The following is a 16,863-nucleotide window of genomic DNA, read 5'->3' as shown; positions in this document are numbered from 1 at the left end:
CGGTCTCGCCTATTTGATGCTCCTGAGTGAAGGGACTGCGGTCGTCGCTGTTGGAGCGCGCCGGACGGTGGATACGCACTGGCAGCGGGGACTAAGCTACCTTCACATCGGCTGGCGAGCTGTTCGTCGATCGCTCACGGAAAGAACGCCGCTCTTGGAGAGGCTGCGCCTCTCCTCAAACGTTGATCCCGAACCCTCACGACGACGAAGTTCCCCACTCCGCTGGCACCTCATCCAAGGCTTCACATGACTTTTGTCGGTCCCCCAGCGGATTCCGTATGATTTCCGTACAGTCGGAACCCCACCGCCTGTCCGTCCATCTCCCGGAATCCGTACTTTTTCCTACTCGCTCCGCTCGAATTAAACGCCGAAAAGCACGGTGTTTAATCGGAATCCGTATCAGTGGGCAGTAGGAAGTGGAAAAAGCGTGGGAGCCGAGAAATCTGGGTTGCGGATAGGTGCGTAAACTTTCAAAACGCTGTCGTGGGCGGTCTTGTCCATTCTCTATCCCAACCCAACAAAAGCAGCCCCCAGCACTCAAGCCGGGGGCTACATCTTTTATCTTTTTCCACTCACCACTACCCACTCACCACTGACTGCTTTACTCCGTTGCCACCGACTGATCCACCGTCTGAGACGCGGGCAGCACCATACGGAAGTGTCCGGCAGGATTCACCAGCAGTTCGGCAATGCGGCGGGCGGGTACGGGCTGTTCACTCTTCAGCAGCAGCTCGTGGTATTCGCCCAGCAGGTCGCGGATGTCGGCGGCTCCCTGTGCGCTGAGAGGCAGAATTTGTACGCTGGCTCCCTTGGCGAGGCGGCGAGAGAGCGCGGCGTCGTCCATGCCCTGACCGGGTTCATAGCGCAGGTACACCACGCCGCCGCTCATGCCGGAGCAGATCCACGGGCCGGGGTCGCCCACCACGATGGCGCGGCCTGCGGTCATGTACTCGAAGGCGTAGCCCTTGGCGTTGGCGCGGGTGGCGAGTGCGCCCAGGCTGTCGTCGATGGGGGTTCTGAGTTCGCCGCCCAGCACCACATCGGCCCCGCTGAGGCGCACGCAGAAGCGGCTGTCGGCGCTGCCCTGCACGAAGAATTTGCCGCCGATGGCTCCGTAAGCAAAGCTCTTGCCGACGCTGCCGTCTACCCGCGTGCCCTGATGGTTGCGGCCCTTCAGGATCACGATTTTGCCGCCCAGTGCACTCTTGCCCACGCCGTCCTGTGCGCCGCCGTCCACATGAATATCCACGGGGCTGTTGTTGAACGCCCCCAGACCGTTGCCGGGAATGCTACCTGCTTCAAAGTGCAGCTTCACGCGGCGGGCCTGACGGGCGGTGCGCGGATCGCGGGTCAGGGTGCCCACCAGATGCGTGCCCAGCGCACGCTCGGCGCTCTGGACGGGGCCATCACGGTAGATCACGTCTTCTTCGTCGTCTTCCTCGATGGCTTCCGTGACCCACTCGCTCACCATCTTGGTCATGTAATTCAGGGGCTTGTGAATCACGCGCTTGCGGCTGCCCACCGTCTGCCACGCTTCGGGTTCTTCGGCCCGGCTCAGCAGTTCGGTCAGGTCAAGGGCGTCGGTCACGCCGCTCAGCAGGTCGGCGCGGCCCACGAGTTCTTGCAAAGAGCCGAAGCCGAGGCCCGCCACCAGCACCCGCAGTTCGGAAGCAATACCGCTGTAAAAGGCGTGCAGGCGGTCTACCTCGGTGGGCAGCACACGCGGCACAAAGCGCTTGAAGCCGTGTGCCTTGGCTTCTTCCTCCGTCTCGACCTGCGTGGTAATCCCCACATGGCAGGTGTCCAGTTGGCAGCCCCGGCAGATCGTACAGCCGATGGCGACCATGCTGAGGGTGCCGAAGCCCACGCGGTTTGCGCCCAGCGCCACCATGCGGGCCACGTCCAGCGCGGTTTTCAGGCCACCGTCGGCCCAGAGTTCCACGCGGTCACGCATTCCAGCGGCCACCAGCATCCGGTGGGCACGCGCCACGCCGAATTCCACGGGCATTCCGGCATATTTCAGCGCGTGGCTGCGGGCCGCCCCCGTGCCGCCTTCAAATCCAGACAGCGTGATGATGTGCGCCCCGGCCTTCGCCACGCCCAGCGCGATGGTGCCCACTCCCGGCGTCACCGGAACTTTCACGCTGATCTTGGCCTGCGGCGCGATGGTCTTGAGTTCCTCGATCAGTTGCGCGAGGTCTTCGATGGAGTACACGTCGTGGTTGTTGGAGGGCGAGATCAGGTCGGTGCCCTGTACCGCGTGGCGGGCCGCCGCGACCTTGGCGCTCACTTTCTTGCCGGGAAGGTGGCCGCCCTCGCCGGGTTTCGCGCCCTGTCCCACCTTGATTTCAATGACGTGGGCGCTGTTCAGCATCACGCTGCTGACGCCGAAGCGCCCGCTGGCAACCTGCTGGCCGCGCCAGTGGGTGTACTGGTTGAGCATCGAGGGAATCTCGCCACCCTCGCCGTTCATCGCCATGATGTTCAGGCGTTTGGCGGCTTCCACGTAGGCGCGGAAGGCCGTTTCTCCCTGAGAGCCGAAGCTCATGGCGCTGATCACGAAGGGCAGGCTGTGGCCGCCCACCGCGAGGTCCACGCTGTCGGGGTCCACGTCTTCGCGGTCTACTGGGGCCTTGAATTCCAGCAGTTGCCGCGCCGAGAGGGGCATTTCCAGTTCCAGCGCCCGAATCCGCTGTTGGTAATCGGCGGGGCTGATTTCCCCGTTGGCGAGGCTGAAGGCGGCCTTGAACACGCGGGGGTTGAAGCGCTGATCGCGGTCCATCGTTTCGCCGCCCGCGCCGAATTTGGTCAGGCGGGTGTGCAGGGTCTTTTCGATTCCGGCGAGGTCGTAGCCCTTCTCGCCGCCCCAGAAGCCGCGTGCGCCGATGGCATTCATCACGTCGGCAGCCAGCCCCAGCGCACTGAAAATCTGGCCGTAGCCGCGCAGCTCGTGAATGCCCATCGTGGACATCACCTTTTCCACGCCTTTGGTCAGGCCCGCCACCAGTTTGTTTCCGGCTTCCTCAGACGGATACAGGGCGTACATGGCCGCAGGTTCCACCGCTTCGGCTCCAAGCCCGATCAGCAGCATCACGTCGTGCAGGTTGCGAATCTGTCCGCTGCGAACCACCACGCTGGTCAGGCGGCGCAGGCCTACGCCAGCGCCAGAGGCAGAGTCAGTATCGGTGCGGGTGTTGGTGAGGGCCTGTTCCAGCGAACCCACCGCCAGCGCGATATCTATGGCGGCTTCTCCGTTGGCATACAGCGCCGAATCGTCCACGATCAGCACTTCCGCACCGCCGCGCACCGCCTCGGCTGCTTGCGCGTGCAGGCGGGCCAGAGCGTCGGTCAACTTCTCGCCCGCTTGCAGGTTGGGCACCAGCGTCACGGTCTGGAAGTAGTCGCGCACGCCCTGCACGGTCAGGGTGCCGTGTGCTTCTGCCACCACCTTGCTGGGGGCTAGAATCGGCGTCAGCAGGTCTACGGAGTTGCCGTCGCTGCTGCCGGGAAGAGGGCGGCGGCCCAGCAGGGCGCGGGTCGAAAAGTGCTCGATTTCGCGCTCCCGGTCAATGGCGGGGTTGGTGACGACGGCCACCGTTTCCTTGAAGAACTCCGCGAGGTTGGGTTTTTCGCCCCGCAGCGCAGGCATCTGGCCGTCGAAGCCCAGCGACGCAATCGGCTCTGCGCCCTTGTCGGCCACGGCCTTCACATATTCCTCGTCCCAGCGTTCCCAGCCCAGCGCGGCCCGCATGGCCTTGGAAAATTCGGGGCGGGTGGCCTCGTCGGTGGCGGGGGCATGGGGGCCGTTCACGCGCTCGTGGGCGTTCTCGAAGTTGTAGCCCTTGCCGTGTACGCGCTCCAGCACGAGGCGCTGCACGTTTTCGTTGGCGTGCAACTTGACCACGCCGCCGCCCAAACAGGCCACCATTTTTTCACCGGGGGCAAAGGGAGCGGGGTCGATGACCATGCTGCCCAGCGGAATCACGCCGCGCTCCGAAGACCAGAAGTATTCCTTCTCGGTTTCTCCGAACCAGAGTGGGCGCAGGCCCATAGCGTCCACGCTGAACACGCACTCGTTGCCGTGCCGCGCAATGATGGCTGCCGGGCCTTGAGCCAGTGGCCCGCCGCCTGCGCGCAGGCCGATATAGGCGCTTTGCAGGGTCGTCGAAAAGCTCTTGACCTCGCTGAGCACGGGTGGAAACACGCTTTCCACGGCTTCCAGCAGGCTCATGCCCCGGTCATGGATATAGCCCATCAGGACGCGGTTCAGGTCCTGACTGTCGCTGCCGCCCGTGAGGGGCAGACCCAGTTGCGTGCCTTCCTTTCTCAGTCGGTCAATGGTATTGATTTCGCCGTTGTGGGCCAGCAGGCTGAAGGGCTGCACCTGCTCGAAGGTGGACAGCGTATTGGTGGAATAGCGGTTGTGGCCGATGGTAACCACCGACATAAAGTCGGGCTTGGACAGTTCGGGGTAATAGCGGGGCAGCAGTTCGGCGCTGCCGCGAACCTTGTACACCACGGCGTTGGTGGCGAGGCTCACCACATGTACGGGGTATTTCTGCTCCAGCTCCAGCGCCAGATTGAAGAGCTGAGCGTCGCGTTCGTGGCGGGTTTCGCCCTTCACCATTCCAGCGATCTGCACAAACTGAGGCTCGGTCAGGCGGGCAATCGGCCCCAGCGCGTGCGAATAGACCTGCCCCTGACGTTCCAGCGTGACGCTGACGCCGTAGCGGCTGGCCGCAACCCGCAGCGCGTCCAGCAGTTCGCGGGTGCTCTGACCCTGCGGCACAAAAAAGTGGCCCACAAAAAAGTTTGGAGAATCCACATCGGCTGCGTTCTGCCGGGCTTCTTCCAGGTAGCGCTTCCAAACGAGGCGTGGAATATCGGTCTGGATGCCTGCGCCGTCGCCCTCGCCGCGCACCTCGCCGCTGCGGTGGGCCATGTGCGCCAGTTCTTCCAGCGCCCGCACCACGTTGCCGTGAGAGGCCTCGCCCGTCTTGCGAATCTTGCACAAAATGCCGCAGGCGTCGTGTCCAATCTCATCGAAATTGCCCGGAAACATCGGTTCCAGCCGGGTGCGCTCGGACTGGCGGTACAGGCTATCGCCCGGTTGGTAGAAGGGTCGGTCAGAGTGAGATGGGTGAGTCATGGGCATCCTCCGGGAGACTGGAACGGGATTGAGGTCAAGCGCAGATTCGGCTTCGTGTCCGGTAGACACCAACAAGGTGTATGCGGCGCGAAATTATTCATGTAATGGCATAAATCGTCGGCTCTAGGCGCGGGCCTGTCCAGATAGAATGCCGTGCCTGTCCAGATCGTGTAGGTCACTTGTACAGGCACAGGTCTTCATGAAAGAGCCGTACAGCTATATGAAAGTAAAGCGTCTGCTTCGCTTCTCATCCGTTACACAATCTATTTTGCCGGATATCTACTCAAGTGATAGGGGCCGGGCACACTCCACAGAAAAGGTTTGGCCCGACTGGTCTAGCCCTCTGCCTGTATGCATTCTCTGCATATAAAATCCGCTTCTGGAGACGAATCCAAAAGCAAATTCAGCCCCAGAGAGATGCCGACTGGTCAATAATGCTGCTCCACACCTACCCGGCACCCCTTCCGACCAGCCGGTTTGCTTCCAGAACAGTGATGAGATTAAACTAAAAAAATATTAAAACAGAGTGAATTTGGTTACACGTCCGATTTCAATTGTTGCCTGCCGCGCGTTCAGACCGCACAGCTCGGTTCAGTGCCCCCGAAACTTCGGCACCGATTCTTTTAAGGAAGTGACCTACAGTGGAAACCTTGCGCGTATCCGGTAAATCTCGGCCCAATGCAGTGGCCGGTGCTATTGCCTCTTTGCTCCGAACGGAGGGGCAACTGGAAGTGCAGGCCATCGGCCCCGCCGCCGTCAATCAGGCGGTCAAGGCGCTCGCCATCGCCCGCAGCTATCTGGAAGGCGACCACCTTGACCTCACCGCCCAACCTGCGTTCGTCAAACTCGAACTCGACTCCGAAGAACGCACAGCCCTGAAATTTGTGGTGCTGGCGCATAAGCCTGCGCGTTAGTACAGCGTTCTGCGTTTGGCTGGTGGTCGGTCGGGAACGCGCACTGGCTCAGTCAGTTGCGCTGCAAAGAGGACTCGGAACAGCCCAATGTGGTCATGCACGCCCTATCCAGCAAACCAGCACATCCGTTCACCCCTTGCAGTCTGCTCTGGAGTCGCTCAACCCACTCCCCGCTGTATCTCATAAAACTTGAGTGCTATGCACTAAGATAACTGTGGAGGAACTGCGTACATGGACTTTCTGTTTGGCCCCTACAGTTCGCTTATTCTGCTTATCTTCGTGGCCTCGCTGCTGATTCAGGGCTACCTGAGCCGTACTTACGGCAAATGGAGCCGGATCGCCAACCCCCGCCAGCTCACGGGCGCACAGGTGGCCCGCATGATGTTGGATGAAAACGGCCTGCATCACATTCCTGTTCAGGCCGTGCCGGGGCAACTCAGCGACCACTATGACCCGGTGCGTAAAACGGTAAATCTGTCTCAGGGCAATTACGCCGTGCCCAGCGTCAGCGCGATGGCAGTGGCGGCGCACGAGGTCGGGCACGCCCTTCAGGACAAGGTGCGGATGCCCGCGCTGGTGCTGCGGGGCAGGCTGGCCGTGCCGCTGAGTCTCGGCATGAACCTGGCTCCCCTGCTGCTGCTGGCGGGCGTTTTCCTGAAACTTACGGGCCTGATCTGGGTGGGTGTGCTGTTGTTCGGTGCGGCGCTGCTGTTTCACCTGATCACCCTGCCCGTCGAATTCGATGCCAGCCGCCGCGCTCTGGCCTACCTCGATTCACGCGGCCTGAACGGTGGACCTGAAACGGCCAACGGCGCACGCACGGTCCTGACTGCCGCTGCCCTGACCTATGTGGCGGGTTTTGCGATGGCTTTGGCCCAACTGCTGAACGTGCTGGGCATCGCCCGCAGCCAGAGCGACTGATCGGGGTGCGGGTCGTGGGATGTGGGCCTGTGCCTGCATCCCTTTTTTCGTTATGGAGTTATTGCACCTCGTTGGTTTTGGCATACTGGCCGCCATGCAGCAGTTTGTGTATGTGCTGGAAGTGGTGCGCGGCAGCGGGTTTGTGCGGGTGCATTTTGCCCAGACGGCGGGCGCGGCGCAGCGCAAGGCCAGCAAGTTTGTGGTGGGTGGAAGTTGGATAGAAACGGGGCAATCGGGCCTTCCGCTGCGGCTGCTGCACGGCGAGCAGGAACTGGCGCGGGTGGTCCGGGAAACGGTGGATTACGGGTGAAGCTCTGAACTCACCTCGCCCCGCCTAAACGAAGCTCGTTCCCCAACCGCTTCAACCCCTATCCTGACCCCCTATGCGCGTTGTTCTGAAGTTGGGTACGAGTGTCTTGACGGCTGGGGGAGACCGGATTCACGCCCCCCGGATCGTGGACTTGATTCGGGGCATGGTGGCCGTACGTGCAGCAGGGCATGAGGTCGTGCTGGTCACCAGCGGCGCAGTCATCGCGGGCTGGGAGGCGCTGAATTTCCCGCCGCGTGACCGTACGTTGGCCGAAAAGCAGCTCTTGGCCGCCGTGGGTCAGGGCCGCCTGATGCACACCTACGCCCAGATTGCCGATCTGTACGGCGTTCCGGTGGCCCAGCTGCTCCTGACTGCCGACGATTTCCGTGACCGCACGCGCTATCTGAATGCCCGCACCACTCTGGATGCCTGCCTTGCGCGGGGCGTACTGCCGATCATCAACGAAAACGATACGGTGGCAACCGGGCAACTGAAAGTAGGCGACAACGACACCCTGTCGGCGTTCGTTGCCAACCTGACCGAAGCCGATCTGCTGGTGATTCTGACCGACGCCCCCGGCCTGTACACCGCCGACCCGCGCACCCACCCGGACGCCACCCTGATTCCCCTCGTGGAGCGTGTGACCCCCGAGATCTGGGCCTTGGCGGGGGGCGTGGGTAGCCACCGTGGTACGGGTGGGATGCACACCAAGATTCAGGCCGCCGAGATTGCCACCCGCGCCGGAACGCCCGTGGTGATCGCGCCCGGAGACGCCCCCGACGCCCTGCCCCGGATCGTGGGCGGCGAGGCACTGGGCACCCGCTTTCTGGCCGCCGTCAACCGGCTGGAGGCCCGCAAACGCTGGATTCTGGCCGAGATCGCTCCGGGCCGGGTCATGCTGGATGAGGGCGCGGCGCGGGCGGTGCGGGAGCGGGGAGGCAGCCTGCTTCCCGCCGGAATTACCGCTGTAGAAGGCGTTTTTGAGCGGGGGCAGACCATTCGGCTGTTTGCGCCCGATGGCAGCGAGGTCGCCCGTGGCCTGACCCGTTACCGCGCCGCCGATCTGTCCCGTATTTTGGGCCGCCATTCCCGCGACATAGAGGGCGTGTTGGGCTTTACCTACGGCGCAGAAGCGGTGCACAGGGACGATCTGGTCAGAATTTAGCGAAAGGCCGCCGCCATACTGCGGATCATCCCGAGCTACTGACCTCCTCACTTCCTACACCCCGCAACCCGCTGCCCCATACTGTCGGGCGTGCGTTCATCCCGCGTTCCGCCGATTCCCGCTCTCGTGCTGTCCATGCTCTCTATTCAGGGCGGCGCGGCCTTCGCCAAAACGCTGTTTCCGCAGTTGGGCGCTATGGGCACGACCACGTTGCGGGTGTCTCTGGCGGCGCTGCTGCTGATGCTTATTTTTCGTCCCCGCTTGGGTGCGCTGACGTGGAAGGACTGGCAGGCCGTTATTCCCTACGGCCTGTCTCTGGGCCTGATGAATCTGGCGTTTTATCTTTCACTGACCCGCCTGCCGCTGGGTTTGGCCGTTACTTTTGAATTCGTGGGGCCGCTGGTGCTGTCGCTCCTGCTTTCGCGCCGCCCACTGGATTTCGCCTGGGTGGGGCTGGCCGCCGTGGGCATCGTGATGATCGCGCCGCACGGGGCCAGCACTGCGCCGCTGGATCTGATCGGGGTCGGGTTGGCATTGCTGGCGGGCGCATTCTGGGCGCTGTACATCCTGGCGGGTGGGGCTGTGGGGCGGCGCTTGCCGGGGGCAACGGGGGTAGTAGCGGGCATGGGCATTGCTGCGCTGGTGTCGTTGCCATTCGGACTGGTGCAGGCAGGTGCGGGATTGCTGCATCCTGCCGCGTTGCTGTCTGGTCTGGCGGTGGCTATTTTGTCCAGCGCCCTGCCCTACACCCTGGAGATGTACGCCCTCCGCGCCCTGCCCGCCCGCGTCTTTGGCGTGATGATGAGCGTGGAGCCTGCCATTGCCGCTCTGAGTGGCCTGCTGTTTCTGCACGAGTACCTGACGCCAGTGCAGTGGGTGGCAGTGGCCTGCGTCATCGCCGCCAGCGCCGGAATCAGCCTGACCGGAGTCAGTGCCCACAGCGAACCCGAGCCGGTTGGCTGAGTAGGTTCTGGCCCTGAGTCTTGAACACTGGGCTATTGGCGGTTCACAGGTTTTCTTGCGCCTCACTGGACTTGCAGAGTTGCCTCCCTGTCGGCCCAAGCCAAAAAAACGCGGAGTGCGTCCGCAGTTGCCCACGGTCTACACTCCACGTTCCGTTGCTTGTTTTTAAGTACTGGCCCTTCCTTACAGGTTAAATCCGAACATCCGCATCTGGCGTTTGCCGTCTTCGGTCATTTTGTCCGGTCCCCAGGGTGGCGTCCACACGAACTCAACGTTCACTTCATTCACGTTGTCGAGGCGGCTCACGGCCATTTCTGCATCGGCGCGGATCAGGTCCTGAACGGGGCAGCCCACGCTGGTCAGGGTCATGGTGATGTCGATCACGCCGTCCGGGTTGATGTCCACGCCGTAGATCAGGCCCAGATCCACCACGTTCACGGGGATTTCGGGATCCTTGACCACTTTCAGGGCTTCCAATACCTGCTCTTCGGTAGGCAGGCCGGAGACGGCGGCTTCGGTCACGGGTGTAGGGGTGAGATCATCCATTATTGACCGCCTTTGACGGTGGGGAGGCCCTCATTTGCCCAGGCCATCGTGCCGCCCTTGAGGTTGGTGACGTCGGTGTAACCGTTTTGCAACAGGAATTGTCCGGCCCGGTCGCTCCGTGCACCGCTGCGGCAGATCATGACCAGGGGGCGGTCTTTGGGCAGTTCGCTGAAGCGGGTTTCAAATTCGCTGAGGGGAATCAGGGTGGCTCCCTCGGCGTGGACTTCGTCGTATTCGTTTTGTTCGCGCACATCGACCAGCAGTGCGCCGCCCTGCACCAACTGTTGGCCCTCGGCGGGCGTCGCTTCGTTCAAAGTTCCGGCAGTCATGACGCCATGATACCCGACCAGAGCACTCGGATTGTGCTGGCTGCTTCAGCCCCGGCGGTATGCTGCCTGTATGTCCATCCCGCCCCACGTTACCCTGATCGACCTGCGCTCAGACGCACTGCGGGCCGCCCAGCCGCTGGAAGGACACGTCAGCAACCGCGTGTTGGCCGTGAGTCTGGAGGCCATAGAAGAGGGAACTCATGACCTTGCCCGTGTGCCGGGGCCGCTGCTGGTGGTCTGTGAACGGGGCGTGCGCTCAGGCCTCGCGGCGCGGTATCTGCGGGCCGATGGTCTGGACGCCGAACATGTGCCGGGGGGCATAGCGGCGCTGTTGAGAAGCTGACCTCTGGCCTCTAACCCCAACCCGCCCCACCTTCCCACCTGCGCCCACCCGCTAGACTGATGCGTTATGTCGTCTGAGCCAGTTCTTTTCCGCCCGCGAGTGAAACCCGAAGTGATGAGTCCCGTGGGCGGCTGGCCCCAACTGCGTGCCGCTGTAGAGGCCGGAGCAGACGCTGTATTTTTCGGAGTCAACCCGGTAGAGGGGACAGGTTCCGGCTTCCATGCCCGTGCCAAAGTCGGCTTCGATGCCGCCGAATTGCCCGACATCATGCGCGATCTGCACGAGCGGGGCGTGCAGGGCTTTGTCACCTTCAACGTGCTGGTCTTTGACCGGGAACTGCGCGACGCCGAGCGGCAACTGATCCACCTGGCCGAAAGTGGCGTGGACGCCATCATCGTGCAGGATCACGGCGTGGCGCGGCTGGCCCGTCAGATTTGCCCTGATCTGGCGGTACACGGCAGCACCCAGATGAGCGTGACCAGCGTGGAAGGCGTGCGGCACGCGGCGCGGTTTGGGGCCAGCCGGGTGGTGCTGGGGCGCGAGTTGTCGCTGCGCGATATAGAACGCATCGCGGCGGCCACCGACATAGAACTCGAAACCTTCGTTCACGGCGCGTTGTGCGTGTCCTATTCCGGCCAGTGCTTTTCCAGCGAGGCCTGGGGCGGGCGCAGTGCCAACCGGGGCCAGTGCGCCCAGGCCTGCCGTCTGCCCTACGAAATGCTGGTAGACGGCGTGCAGCGCGACCTCGGAGACGCCCGCTACCTGCTGTCTCCGGGCGACCTGTACGCGCTGCATCAGGTGCCGGAGTTGGTGCGAATCGGCGTGAATTGCCTGAAAATCGAGGGCCGTTACAAAGACGCCGAATTTGTGGCCCTGACCACCGCCGCCTACCGTCAGGCCGTGGACGAGGCGTGGGCGGGGCTGCCCCTCAGCGTCACGCCGCAGCAGGAGCGCGATCTGGAACAGGTGTATTCACGCGGCCTCGCGCCTCACTTTATGGCCGGAACCAACCACCAGACCGTGGTGCGGGGCCGTGCGCCGCGTCACCGGGGCGTGCAGGTGGGCGTGGTACGCGGCACCACCGAACGCGGCGTACTGGTCGAGCTTTCCGAAGCCCTGAAACCCGGTGACGGCCTGGTCTTCGATCCCGCCAACTGGCGTGCCCCCGAAGGCCGCGAGGAAGGCGGATTCCTGTACGGCCTGTGGTCGCAGGGCCGCCAGTTGGGTGAATCCGAACTCGCCTCGGTGCGTGCGGGCCAGACCTACGAACTCCGCTTCGGACGCGGTGCGGTGGATGGCCGCCGCGTGCGCGTGGGCGATCCGGTGTGGCGCACCCACGACCCCAGTCTGGTGGCCCGCGTCAAACCCCTGCTGGACGCCAGCGATCCGGTGTATACCCGCCCGATTTCGGCTCAGTTCGTGGGGCAGGTGGGCCAGCCCGTGTCTCTCACTCTGACCGACGAGGCAGGCCGCAGCGTGACCGCCACCCTGCCCGAGCCGCTGGCCCCCGCCCGCAACCGGGCACTGGATCAGGCCAGCTTGCAGGAGCAGTTGGGCAAACTGGGCGGCACGCCGTTTCACCTCTCGGCCCTTAGTGTGGACTTGCAGGGCGCTGGATTCCTGCCCGTGTCGTCGCTGAATGCCCTGCGCCGGGATGCCACCGACCAACTCCGTCAACTGCGCCGGGAATGGAAAGCTCAAGCTGTCGCCCCAACGCCTCAGCCTTTCCCACTCACCACTGACCACTCACCACTTCCCGCCCCTGTTTCCCGCCTGCATGTTCTCGTCCGTACCCCCGAACAACTGGACGCCGCCCTCACCGAGCGCCCCGATTCCATCACGCTGGATTATCTGGAACTGTACGGACTCAAGCCCAGCGTGGAGCGGGTGAAGGCGGCGGGCATTCCGGTGCGGGTCGCCAGCCCGCGCATTCTGAAGCCCACCGAACAGAACCTGCAAAAGTTCCTGCTGTCGTTGGGGGCCGACCTCTTGGTGCGTTCCGGCGGACTGCTGGAAGGGCTGCAGGACGCGGTGGCCGAATTGCCAGCGGGCCAGAAACCCGCGCTGACCGGCGATTTCAGCCTGAACGCCGCCAACGCGCTGACCACCCGCGCCCTGCTGGAACTGGGCCTGGACCGCGTGACGCCGACCCACGACCTGAACGCCCGCCAGGTCACTGAGCTGGCAGGTCTGGCTGGGGCCGCCTCGCTGGAAGTCATCGCGTATCAGCATTTGCCGGTGTTTCATACCGAGCATTGCGTGTTTTGTCGCTTCCTGTCCGACGGCACCGACTACACCAACTGCGGCCATCCCTGCGAGACCCACCGGGTGGCCCTGCGCGATGAACGCGGCGTGGCGCACCCGGTCATGGCCGATGTGGGCTGCCGTAACACTGTGTTTGAGGGTCGCCCGCAGGTGGCCGCCGCGCATCTTGGCGGCTGGCTGGAAGCGGGCCTGCGAGATTTCCGCTTAGAGTTCGTTCACGAATCGGCGGACGAGGTGCGCGAAGTCATCCGCGCCCACCGTGCCTACCTGAACGGGCAGGAATCGGCCCAGATGCTTGGCACACGCCTCGCTCCGATTGGCGCTCAGGGCGTCACCGAGGGCAGTCTGTTCGTGCCCAGCGGCTTTGAGCTGTTGCCTGCCCTGCCCGTGCTGTAGTCCCTGCGACGGGGGTGCAACGGCTGTGGGCCACGGACACCTGATCTTCAGTGCAACAACTTCAACATGGACGTCTTGAATGCGTGTGACTGCACTGGAAGAGGCATTCAAAGCTTCTAATTTCTGGCCCAGACTCGAAGACTTGTGCCCCCAATCCATACCCCCACTTGCTTCGACATCTACTTTTTAAACTCAGACCAGTCGGCTAAGCTGCTGTATGTCGGTTCATTTGCGCGCCTGCCCTGATGCTGCGGCACACCCTGTCAAGACCGAGCGTCACGACACCGACGCGATGACGCATCAGACCAACACAGGCATTCGCCGCGTGCAGACCTACCGTGAGCACGCACACGGCCTGTTTGTGGCGCGGCCCTTCGACCGCCACCCACGAATTCGGCACTGGCAGGCGCACCTTCTCCCTGCATTGGGGGTGCAGCTCTGCCGCTACGCCTTCTATCAGGCCCGCGAGCACGACTATTACATTGACATCGCCACCATTTCTCGGCCCCTGGGGAACGCGGCGGTGTGGGAGGTGCGTGACCACTACCTGGATGTGATCGTGCATGAGGGCGTGACCGCCGAACTTGTGGACGCCGACGAGCTGGAAGCTGCCCAGGCCGCCGGATTTATTTCCGAATCGGAGGCCCGCTGTGCCCAGGCCGTCGCTGACGCTGTTCTAGACGGCCTCCGGTTGGCCCGTTACCATGTGGCCGACTGGCTGGCCGCAGAGGGCGTGCAGCTGGAATGGATGGAGTCTCAGGATGTGGAGCAGGCTCAGTTGGCTTTGGGGCTGTCCTAAGTACGTCCTGGCGAGAGTGGAAGGATGGAGCGTTGTTTGCGAAATCCCGAAACGGCAGCCAGGACGTACTTCTGTCCTCTCCCGCTCTGCTCGGAGACCCTAAAGAGCATCAAGGAGCGGCGGAACGTGGATCGTGGAACGTGAGAACGGCCAAACCACGATCCAGAATTCACATTCCACGATCCCACCTGTCACTTTTTCGTGACAATCCACCCGGTAACTTGACCCGTGATACAGGTCAGTCATTACACCAAGCGGTACGGGCGGCATGAGGCAGTCAGCGACCTGAGCTTTACGGTTCAGCCGGGGGGCGTCTTTGGGCTGCTGGGCAGCAACGGGGCGGGGAAGACCACCACCATTCGGGCGCTGGTGGGCCTGACCCGGCCAACTTCGGGCACGGTGCGGGTGCAGGGGTTTGACGTGTGGGCCGATCCCGTGAAGGCCAAAGAAGCCTTTGGATATATCCCGGACCGCCCCTATCTGTACGGCAAACTGACCGCCCGCGAACTGCTGCGCTTCGTGGGGCAGCTCTACCGCGTGCCCAACACCGATTCCGAGATAGACCGCTGGCTAGAACTGTTCCGCCTGACCGAGTACGGCAACGAATTGATCGAAACCTATTCTCATGGGATGCGGCAGAAGGTGGCGATCGTGGCGGCCCTCCTGCCCGATCCACCCGTGCTGATCGTGGATGAGCCGATGGTGGGCCTTGATCCTCACGCGGCGCGGCAGGTGCGCGAACTGTTCCGGGCGCACGCAGACCGGGGCCGCACGGTCCTGCTGACCACCCATTCTCTGCCCCTGGCCGAGGCAATCTGTGACCGTTTGGTCGTGCTGGACCGGGGTAAGGTACTGGGCGAAGGCACGATGGACGACCTCCGCACCCGCACTGGCACGGAGGCGGGCGGCGTCCACGGCGACAGCTTGGAGCGGATTTTCTTCCGGCTGCTGGAAGAAGAACTGGCCGAGGCCGAAAGCAGGAAGGCAGAGGCAGTCGGGTGACCACCCAGCCTTACGTCTCGCCGCGTCCGCCTGCCCGTGCCCCGAGCCTGCTGGCGCTCAAGGCCACCGCTTTCGGGCATACGCTGCGGCGCGGGCCAAAGTGGGGATACGCTTTTCTGGTGCTGCTGGCGGTGGTTCTGGTGTCAGCAGAGGTCTACGGCACGTGGCGTTCACTCCAGTTTCTGGGCCGTTTCGGCTCCATCGGCACCAACGTGTTTGCCCGCATTCTGGAAATCGGCCTGATTACCCTCAGCAGCGGCGTGACCTTCAGCGCCACCACCACCGCCATTTCTACGCTGTATCTCAGCGACGACCTGAATTTTTTGCTGACCCAGCCCCTGCCCACGCGCCGGGTCTTTGGCCTGAAGGTCTTTGAGACATTCCTGAATACCGCGCTTGTGCCGCTGTTCCTGATGCTGCCGCTGCTGGCGACCATCGGCGTATTTTTCCATGCTCCGGTGTGGGCCTATCCTGTCATGCTGGCGGCTGCAATTCTGACTTTCGCCGCCCCGGTGGGCCTCGGCGCACTCCTGGCCGTGGGCCTGATGCGCGTGGCTCCGGTGGGCCGTGTGCGCGAGGTCTCCACGGCGCTGGGCGTGCTTCTCAGTGCGGGTCTGGTGTACGCCATCCGTGCCCTGCGGCCCGAAATCCTGGTGCAGAAGGTGCAGGACCCGGCCCAGTTTGAGGCCCTCCTGAAAAACTTTGCCAGTCCGACCAGTCCACTCCTGCCGCCCGCGTGGGCCTCGCAGGGGATCTGGCAGGCCGCACAGGGGCAACTGGCGTGGCCGCTGTTGCCGCTGCTGCTGCTGGCTGGGGGCCTGTTGCTGGCGGCCACCGCCCTCGCCACCCGCGCCTATCAGGAAGGGTGGGCGCGGGCGCTGGATTCCAGCACGCCCCGGCTCGATCCACGCCCCCGCCGTGCCAGTGCCGCCGAACGTTTTGCGGCCCGCTTCGGCATCGGCGGCAGCCTCGCCTACAAGGATCTGCGCCTGACCCTGCGCGACCCGACCCAGTGGAGTCAACTGCTGGTCGTGGTCGCGCTGGCCGGCGTGTATCTCGTCAGCGTCAAGTCGGTGCCGATTCCGATTCCGCAGTTTCGGGGCATTCTCGGGTACGTGCAGTTGGCGTTTCAGGGCTTCATCGTGGCGGGTGTGGCGGTGCGGCTGGCGTTTCCGGCCCTGTCGGTGGAAGGCCGCGCCTATTGGCTGCTCAGAACTGGTCCCATCACCGCCCGCCAGATTGTGGTCAGCAAGTTTCTGGGCGTGCTGCCCGTCACACTGATTCTGGGCCTGGTCATGGGCTTGGTCAGCGCCCGCAGCATGAGCCTCGGCCCCACCCTGTTTCTGCTCAGCGGGCTGGTCAGCGTCAGCAACGCCTTTGTGATCACGGCTCTGGGCGTGGGCCTCGGCGCGGCGGCTCCCAAATTCGACGCCGACAACCCCGCCGAAATCGGGGTCAGTCCCGGCGGGTTGGCCTTCATGGGCCTGAGCCTCGCCTATTCCGTGCTGGCGCTCCTGCTGTTGGCCCGCCCGGTGGCCGCAAGCGTGCTGCGCCCCGACCTGTTTCCCGGCTACAGCGCTCTGGCCGCCCCCGAAGGAATTCTGGGCCTGATCGGGCTGGCGTTGGCAACGGTGCTGGGTACGTTGGGGGCCTTGCGCTGGGGCTGGGTACGGCTGGACCGGCTGGAGTAAGAAGCAGGACGTCCTGGGTGCCTGAAGGGGGTCATAAGCCCTTTTGCCCATGCTTTTTCCGGGTCGCCCG

Annotated in this window: 13 protein-coding genes; 10 read left to right on the top strand and 3 right to left on the bottom strand. The window is 63.6% G+C overall.

The features are described 5' to 3' along the window. Positions 1-601 precede the first annotated feature (601 nt). Complete coding sequence (locus F561_RS0110485) at positions 602-5,149, bottom strand: glutamate synthase-related protein (RefSeq protein WP_157451753.1); 4,548 nt, start codon at positions 5,147-5,149, stop codon at positions 602-604. A gap of 641 nt (positions 5,150-5,790) precedes the next feature. On the opposite strand from F561_RS0110485, the gene F561_RS0110480 reads away from it, so the two are divergent. From F561_RS0110480 to F561_RS0110460, 5 genes are all read left to right on the top strand, one after another. Next, a complete protein-coding gene (locus F561_RS0110480) occupies positions 5,791-6,063 on the top strand; it encodes a stage V sporulation protein S (protein WP_019009920.1) in 273 nt (90 codons plus the stop codon). A 231-nt stretch (positions 6,064-6,294) separates the two neighbouring features. Continuing rightward, complete coding sequence (locus F561_RS0110475) at positions 6,295-6,984, top strand: zinc metallopeptidase (RefSeq protein WP_019009919.1); 690 nt, start codon at positions 6,295-6,297, stop codon at positions 6,982-6,984. Between the two features lie 94 nt (positions 6,985-7,078). Then, positions 7,079-7,294: a hypothetical protein gene (locus F561_RS0110470; RefSeq protein ID WP_026298793.1), complete on the top strand. Its 216-nt coding sequence runs from the start codon at positions 7,079-7,081 to the stop codon at positions 7,292-7,294. A 73-nt stretch (positions 7,295-7,367) separates the two neighbouring features. Further along, complete coding sequence (gene proB, locus F561_RS0110465; RefSeq protein ID WP_026298792.1) at positions 7,368-8,459, top strand: glutamate 5-kinase; 1,092 nt, start codon at positions 7,368-7,370, stop codon at positions 8,457-8,459. Between the two features lie 135 nt (positions 8,460-8,594). Next, positions 8,595-9,422, top strand: a complete 828-nt coding sequence (locus F561_RS0110460; protein ID WP_019009916.1) for an EamA family transporter — start codon at positions 8,595-8,597, stop codon at positions 9,420-9,422. A 183-nt stretch (positions 9,423-9,605) separates the two neighbouring features. Here the strand turns inward: F561_RS0110460 and F561_RS0110455 are convergent, their stop codons facing one another. Continuing rightward, a complete protein-coding gene (locus F561_RS0110455) occupies positions 9,606-9,968 on the bottom strand; it encodes a metal-sulfur cluster assembly factor (protein WP_019009915.1) in 363 nt (120 codons plus the stop codon). Beyond that, positions 9,968-10,297: a rhodanese-like domain-containing protein gene (locus tag F561_RS0110450; protein WP_019009914.1), complete on the bottom strand. Its 330-nt coding sequence runs from the start codon at positions 10,295-10,297 to the stop codon at positions 9,968-9,970. The genes F561_RS0110455 and F561_RS0110450 overlap by 1 nt, the downstream gene beginning before the upstream one ends. Positions 10,298-10,367: 70 nt before the next feature. Between F561_RS0110450 and F561_RS0110445 the strand changes: the two genes are divergently transcribed. From F561_RS0110445 to F561_RS0110425, 5 genes are all read left to right on the top strand, one after another. Next, complete coding sequence (locus F561_RS0110445) at positions 10,368-10,640, top strand: rhodanese-like domain-containing protein (protein WP_019009913.1); 273 nt, start codon at positions 10,368-10,370, stop codon at positions 10,638-10,640. 66 nt (positions 10,641-10,706) lie between these two features. Further along, positions 10,707-13,301 (top strand): U32 family peptidase, encoded by a 2,595-nt coding sequence (locus F561_RS0110440; RefSeq protein WP_425386921.1) that lies wholly within the window; start codon positions 10,707-10,709, stop codon positions 13,299-13,301. 217 nt (positions 13,302-13,518) lie between these two features. Continuing rightward, complete coding sequence (locus tag F561_RS0110435; RefSeq protein ID WP_019009911.1) at positions 13,519-14,100, top strand: DUF402 domain-containing protein; 582 nt, start codon at positions 13,519-13,521, stop codon at positions 14,098-14,100. Positions 14,101-14,328: 228 nt separating this feature from the next. Further along, positions 14,329-15,102, top strand: coding sequence for an ABC transporter ATP-binding protein (locus F561_RS0110430; RefSeq protein ID WP_019009910.1), 774 nt, complete (start codon positions 14,329-14,331; stop codon positions 15,100-15,102). After that, a complete protein-coding gene (locus tag F561_RS0110425; RefSeq protein WP_019009909.1) occupies positions 15,099-16,793 on the top strand; it encodes a putative ABC transporter permease subunit in 1,695 nt (564 codons plus the stop codon). The genes F561_RS0110430 and F561_RS0110425 overlap by 4 nt, the downstream gene beginning before the upstream one ends. Positions 16,794-16,863 lie beyond the last annotated feature (70 nt).

The sequence above is a fragment of the Deinococcus aquatilis DSM 23025 genome (assembly GCF_000378445.1).
GTDB lineage: Bacteria > Deinococcota > Deinococci > Deinococcales > Deinococcaceae > Deinococcus > Deinococcus aquatilis.
Note: the sequence above shows the minus strand (reverse complement) of the source record. Positions and strands in the feature narration are given on the sequence as shown.

Coding starts and splice junctions, on each gene's coding strand:
- F561_RS0110485 (WP_157451753.1), bottom strand. CDS start 5,149: ATGACTCACCCATCTCACTCTGACCGACCCTTCTACCAACCGGGCGAT.
- F561_RS0110475 (WP_019009919.1), top strand. CDS start 6,295: ATGGACTTTCTGTTTGGCCCCTACAGTTCGCTTATTCTGCTTATCTTC.
- F561_RS0110470 (WP_026298793.1), top strand. CDS start 7,079: ATGCAGCAGTTTGTGTATGTGCTGGAAGTGGTGCGCGGCAGCGGGTTT.
- proB (WP_026298792.1), top strand. CDS start 7,368: ATGCGCGTTGTTCTGAAGTTGGGTACGAGTGTCTTGACGGCTGGGGGA.
- F561_RS0110460 (WP_019009916.1), top strand. CDS start 8,595: ATGCTCTCTATTCAGGGCGGCGCGGCCTTCGCCAAAACGCTGTTTCCG.
- F561_RS0110455 (WP_019009915.1), bottom strand. CDS start 9,968: ATGGATGATCTCACCCCTACACCCGTGACCGAAGCCGCCGTCTCCGGC.
- F561_RS0110450 (WP_019009914.1), bottom strand. CDS start 10,297: ATGACTGCCGGAACTTTGAACGAAGCGACGCCCGCCGAGGGCCAACAG.
- F561_RS0110445 (WP_019009913.1), top strand. CDS start 10,368: ATGTCCATCCCGCCCCACGTTACCCTGATCGACCTGCGCTCAGACGCA.
- F561_RS0110440 (WP_425386921.1), top strand. CDS start 10,707: ATGTCGTCTGAGCCAGTTCTTTTCCGCCCGCGAGTGAAACCCGAAGTG.
- F561_RS0110435 (WP_019009911.1), top strand. CDS start 13,519: ATGTCGGTTCATTTGCGCGCCTGCCCTGATGCTGCGGCACACCCTGTC.